This is a genomic window from Synechococcales cyanobacterium T60_A2020_003 (assembly GCA_015272205.1).
Classification (GTDB): Bacteria; Cyanobacteriota; Cyanobacteriia; order RECH01; family RECH01; genus JACYMB01.
In genome coordinates, this window is sequence record JACYMB010000166.1 from 1 (window position 1) to 6,066 (window position 6,066).

Here is a 6,066-nt window from a genome sequence, read left to right on the forward strand (position 1 = left end):
GAAATTTACCATGCCTCTCCCGCCCGCAACCCCTCTTTCATGCAACAACGCCGTATGATTTTGAGCAACATCGGTTATGTGTCGTTGAATATAAGACCTACCAACCCGTGGATCAGTCGGCTCAACTGGCTCAGGTGGCGTTGTATAGCTACATGCTCAAGGAGCATATCGGGGTTCCTATTAACTCAGCGGTCTATAGCGTTCTGCCAGACTTAAGAGAGCTAACCTTCACCTGGGATGAACTCAAAAATACTGTTCATCAAATGATTCCGCATAAATTGTTGCAGATGCGGCAATGGGTGAATTGGCAACAGGGACAACCCGATCCACCTCCGCCGACTAGCCAATCCTATCTTTGTGAGATTTGCCCGCAGCAGACCAAGTGCCAGACTTTTTTCTCAAGCGCTGACGATCAAGCTGATTCACCAGAACCAGAATCTACGTCAACGGATTCGGTGTCTTTGCCTCGTTCGTCTCGTCCGAATGGTGCTGAGTCAGGGGTGGGGACACGGGTGGTGGATGCCCACTCTACGGTAGAGCAGAAGGTGGAGGTTGGGGAAAACGTGCCCCCCAATGCCGATGAGATTGGGGAAAGTTTGGTGCAAACCTTAGAATCTTTTGGGGTTGGGGTAACCTATCAAGGGGCAGCGATCGGGCCTGCGTTTATTCGGGTGAAGTTAAAACCAATGCCCGGCGTCAAGGTTAACTCTATTTTGAAATTGTCGGACGATTTGAGGGTTCAGCTAGGCATTGTCAGCCCTCCCATGATTGCGCCTCAAGCGGGTTACGTGAGTATTGACTTGCCTCGCCCCGATCGCCAATCAGCCTATTTTGATCGTTATATTCAACCGGAAGATCTGCCGCCAACGGCTTCCACCCGGATTGCGATTGGAGTGAATTTAGAAGGCCAACTGATTGAGGCGGATCTCTCCGATCCAAATACCTGTCATTTTTTAGTGGGTGGCACCACCGGAAGCGGAAAAAGTGAATTTTTGCGATCGCTCCTTCTCAGTCTTCTCACCCGCTACTCTCCCCGTAACCTGAAAGTGGCACTGGTTGACCCCAAACGAGTGACCTTTCCAGAGTTTGAGACTATCCCGTGGCTGTATACGCCCGTTGCTAAAGAGAGCGATCGCGCCATTGAACTGATGGATCGGTTAGTTGCCGAAATGGAGTCTCGCTATCAAAAATTTGAGACGAACAAATGCAACGACTTAAAGAGCTATAACCAGAAAAATCTCCAAAACACCGATCGCCTCTTACCTCGAATCGTTTGTATTTTTGATGAATATGCTGACTTTATGGCAGAGAAAGAAACGGCTCAAGCCTTAGAACTCAGCATTAAACGACTGGGCGCAATGGCACGAGCCGCAGGTATTCACCTGATCATTGCCACCCAACGACCAGAGGCAAAAATAGTGACTCCTATCATTCGGTCAAACTTACCAGGACGAGTAGCGCTCCGCACCGCCAGCGAAGCCGATTCCGCGATCATTCTAGGTGGAAAACAATCTGAAGCAGCTTATTTACTGGGTAAAGGGGATCTCCTCTATCAATCTGGAGCCAATTTAGTCCGTCTACAAAGTCTATTTGCACCCACAATTGAGTTGAATACCAAACTCGATTAGAGTTTACTCAGGGCGTTTTGTGCGTAGACTAATAGACTTTGGGCTTCGAGATAGGCCGTTGTACCATTGGGAATCCGCTTGAGTTCGTTGATGATACTTTGCAGTTGACTGATCTTGTAATTGCGATCGCCCGGTGTAGCCAGTAAACGCTCTATCTTAGTTTGCGCACTTTGTAATGCAGCAACAGCCTGTTCCTCTTGGCTGCGTCGAATGCTAATCTGGCGTAGATTATCGCGATAGATTGCCATTAACTGCTGAGCTTCGGCGTATCCCTCCACGTCGGTTGGCGGAATAGAGCCTAAACGAGTCAGCGCTTCACTCCACAATGCCTCTATTTGTCTCCACTCTTCAACGGAATGGGGCGGATTCTGTCCTGCTTGAGCCGCTTTCATCGCAAATTCACGAGATGCCGTAATCACCGCATTAGTTCGATCACTATCTGCCGCAACGCCAACCGTATCTTGAAAGTCTTGGCGATAGGCTACCAACTGTTTCTGGGCTGTTTGACCTGCAAAGGTTTGGCTGGGAATCTGGTCAAGTTGGTTTAATGCGGTTTGCCAGGAGGCGATCGCCGCTTTTTTATCTGTAGGACTTACAGCCTTCTGATACTGTTGCTTAGCGGCTGATACAGCTTGATCCGCCGCGGTGTATGCCGTGTAAGCATTTTGTTCCTGGAATATCTTTGCCTGGAGCGTTCCAATTTGAGCACGGGATGCATCGAACTGGCTCATGCTGAACCGCCACGAATACCACCAGTAGCGATAGTCCCCCCAATCGTTGAGAAACCAGAGGGGGAGTTTATCTAAATGTGTTTGTGCCTCTTCTACTTTCTGGGCACCGAGTTCAATATCGGCAAAGCTGGTAGGCGAATTCATCAGTTGCTCGGCTTGCTCAGTCAGAGAGATCGCCTGCCGATAGTGGTGATCCATACTGATGTAGCTAGGTAGCAGGAGGATGGGAGCGGTACGAGCTACGGGACGACGAATCACCGGATAGGGCAGATTGATCGCCCACAGTGCTGCAACCGGAATCCCAAGGGCGATCGCCCCAAGGAGGCTGCGTTTGACCAGGTTTCCTGCTTTGCGCTGTAAGGGTTTGGCGTGGGACACGGGATGCACTGGAACCCACTGGGCTTCAATCTCCTGCTCTAGGGCGGTTAGGGACTTGGGTGGATTGGGGTTGGCGAGCGGTGCGAGTCCAGGTTGGGGCGTAGACGGTTGAATGGGTTGGGGGGGTGGGATTTGGACGGATGCGGAGCGAGATCGGCGCAACAGAAGCTTTGTGAGAAGTCCCATAACCTGCTTTGGATTAAGTTCACCAGCCTTAGGGTACCCACAAGCGATCGCCAAACCTACATTTCATCCGATCAGAATTAAAGGCATTTGTTACCTAAAACGGGGAGCGATCGCCCTAACTCTCCATAAAAGACAAGGATCTGATCGTAAAACCAGATCCTTGGAGAGGGCGATCGCCGATTGACAACTCAGCACTCCTTATTGGGTGGTCAACACCTCTGCGGGCAGCCGCTTAAAGGCAAGCCGCTCATTTTCCACATCGACGTAGATCGTATCGCCTTCGTGGAAGTCGCCTCGGAGAATCCCCTTCGCGATCTGGGTTTCCAGTTCCCGTTGGATGGCTCGCTTCAGTGGACGGGCACCATAGACCGGATCAAAGCCCACTTCAGCCAAGAAGTCCAACGCCGTATCAGACAAGCGCAACGACATCTTGCGATCGCCCAAACGGTCTGCCAGTCGCACTGTTTGCAGTCTGACGATATCGCGGAGCTGATCTTTCTTCAGGGTGTGGAAGATAATGATTTCGTCAATTCGATTCAGGAATTCAGGCCGGAAGCTCGACCGCATCGCATCCATCACGCAGGAGCGCATTTCCTCGTACCGATCATCATCTCCCGCATACTCCACGATGTACTGGGAGCCGATGTTGCTGGTCATGACGATGATTGTGTTCTTAAAGTCCACCGTATGTCCCTGAGAGTCCGTAACCCGTCCATCATCCAGGATTTGCAGCATCACGTTGAAGGCATCGGGATGGGCTTTCTCGATTTCGTCAAAGAGAATCACGGAATAAGGACGACGACGCACGGCTTCGGTCAGTTGTCCCCCTTCCTCATAGCCCACGTAGCCGGGAGGCGCACCAATCAGGCGAGAAACGGCGTGCTTCTCCATATACTCCGACATATCGATCCGCACCATCGCATCTTCAGTATCGAAGAGATAGGCCGCTAAGGCCTTTGCCAACTCGGTTTTACCGACTCCCGTAGGGCCAAGGAAAATAAAGCTGGCAATCGGACGGTTAGGATCGGCTAGTCCGGCGCGCGATCGCTGAATGGCATCGGCTACGGCGGTCACGGCTTCATCCTGACCTACAACCCGCTGATGGAGTTCATCTTCCAGGTGGAGGAGTTTTTGCATTTCCGATTCAACAAGCTTACTGACCGGAATACCCGTCCACTTCGAGATAATTTCAGCAATATCAGACTCGGTGACTTCTTCGCGGAGAAGAGACTTGCCGCTAGTTTGCGTGTCTGCGAGTCGGGTTTCTGCCTCCTGTACCTGACGTTGCAGATCGGTCAGGCGACCATACTTGAGTTCTGCGGCGCGGTTAAGGTCGTAATCCCGCTCGGCTTGCTGAATCTCGACATTGACGCGATCGATCTCTTCCTTCAGTTTTTGGATATCACCGATCACGTCTTTCTCTGCTTCCCATTGAGCGTTGAGGGTACTCTGCTGCTCTTTGAGATCTGCGAGTTCCTTTTCAAGCCGCTCTAGACGTTCGATGGAGGCAGGATTACTCTCTTTTTGCAAGGAGAGACGCTCCATTTCCAACTGCAGCACTTCGCGATCCACTTTATCCAGTTCTTCCGGTTTAGAGGTGATCTCCATCTTCAGCTTTGCCGCCGCTTCGTCTACGAGGTCAATTGCTTTGTCGGGTAAGAAGCGATCGCTAATATACCGAGTGGAAAGCGTGGCGGCGGCTACTAGGGCACTATCAGAGATTTTCACCCCGTGATGGACTTCGTAGCGCTCCTTCAGACCGCGCAGAATCGAGATCGTATCGGTGATCGACGGTTGATCAACATAGACCTGCTGGAATCGGCGTTCCAGGGCAGCATCTTTCTCAATGTATTTGCGATATTCATCCAGGGTCGTTGCGCCAATACAGCGGAGTTCACCCCGAGCCAGCATTGGCTTTAGCAAGTTGCCTGCATCCATTGCGCCCTGGGTTGCGCCTGCGCCAACTACGGTATGGATTTCATCAATAAAGAGGATGATCTTCCCTTCGGAATCGGTCACTTCTTTGAGAACCGCTTTTAGACGCTCCTCAAATTCACCCCGGTACTTCGCCCCTGCAATCAGGGAACCCATATCAAGGGCAATCAGCTTGCGGTCTTTGAGGGACTGGGGAACGTCACCACTGACGATCCGACGCGCCAGTTCTTCGGCGATCGCCGTTTTACCGACGCCCGGCTCCCCAATCAAAACCGGGTTATTCTTCGTGCGGCGAGAAAGGATCTGAATCGTGCGGCGAATTTCGTCATCTCGACCAATTACCGGGTCAAGCTTTCCTTGCCGTGCCGCTTCCGTTAAATCGCGCCCATACTTTTCGAGTGCTTCGTATTTGCCTTCTGGGTTTTGATCCGTCACCTTTTGAGTCCCTCGCACTTGATTAATCGTTTCTCGCAGTTTGGCTTCGGTGAATCCAAATTCTCGAAATACCGATTGCCCAAATCGATCGTCTTTTGCATAGCCTAACAGCAAGTGTTCGATCGAGATAAAGTCATCGTCAAAATCCTTACGGTATTTTTCAGCCCGATCCAGCAACGTGTCCAGCGATCGCCCCAGGTAAACCGAACTACCGCTCCCTGATACCTTTGGCTGCGACTTGATAAAGGTTTCGGTGCGATCGCGCAATTGCTGCACGTTGATGCCCAGCTTATTAAAAATGCTGACAGCCAAGCCCTCTTGTTCCAACAGTGCCAGCATCAGGTGTTCTGCTTCGATCTGCTGCTGTTGGGCTTGCTTGGCGATGTCGGGCGTGCGGGCGATCGCTTCCCAGGCTTTCTCGGTAAATTGGTTCGGGTTTGTTGGTTGCATAGTCTGTCTCTCTGTGGCGTTGGGGGATGGACGTAAACATGGACAATGTAGGACATACCAGCGCAACGCACCAGATCCGATTACAAGCGAACTAGATCGTTAGAACTAGTCCAGAGCCGCATTGCCCATATCCTACATCCGTCATTGTAAGAAGGAATACAGAATTTTCAGGATCGGTGTTTACACCCTGAAACACCTAAATAGCCGCCCTTTTCTCCCAAAGGCCACCCCCGTTAGCGTTGTACCCGTGGTTTTAAATCATGTTGAAAATCGGCGTTGTTGCATGAAAGAGGGGTTGCGGGCAGGAGAGGCATGGTAAATTT

Annotated in this window: 3 protein-coding genes; 1 reads left to right on the plus strand and 2 read right to left on the minus strand. The window is 51.3% G+C overall.

What is annotated here, in order from left to right; translation table 11 throughout:
• Positions 1-1,628, plus strand: a 1,628-nt coding sequence (locus IGR76_08710; protein MBF2078587.1) for a PD-(D/E)XK nuclease family protein, incomplete at its 5' end; no start/stop codon positions are given.
• Here IGR76_08710 and IGR76_08715 read toward each other — a convergent pair.
• Positions 1,625-2,698, minus strand: a complete 1,074-nt coding sequence (locus tag IGR76_08715; GenBank protein ID MBF2078588.1) for a hypothetical protein — start codon at positions 2,696-2,698, stop codon at positions 1,625-1,627. The two genes, IGR76_08710 and IGR76_08715, sit on opposite strands and share 4 nt — an antisense overlap.
• 423 nt (positions 2,699-3,121) lie before the next feature.
• Positions 3,122-5,743, minus strand: a complete 2,622-nt coding sequence (clpB, locus tag IGR76_08720; protein MBF2078589.1) for an ATP-dependent chaperone ClpB — start codon at positions 5,741-5,743, stop codon at positions 3,122-3,124.
• Positions 5,744-6,066: the final 323 nt, after the last annotated feature.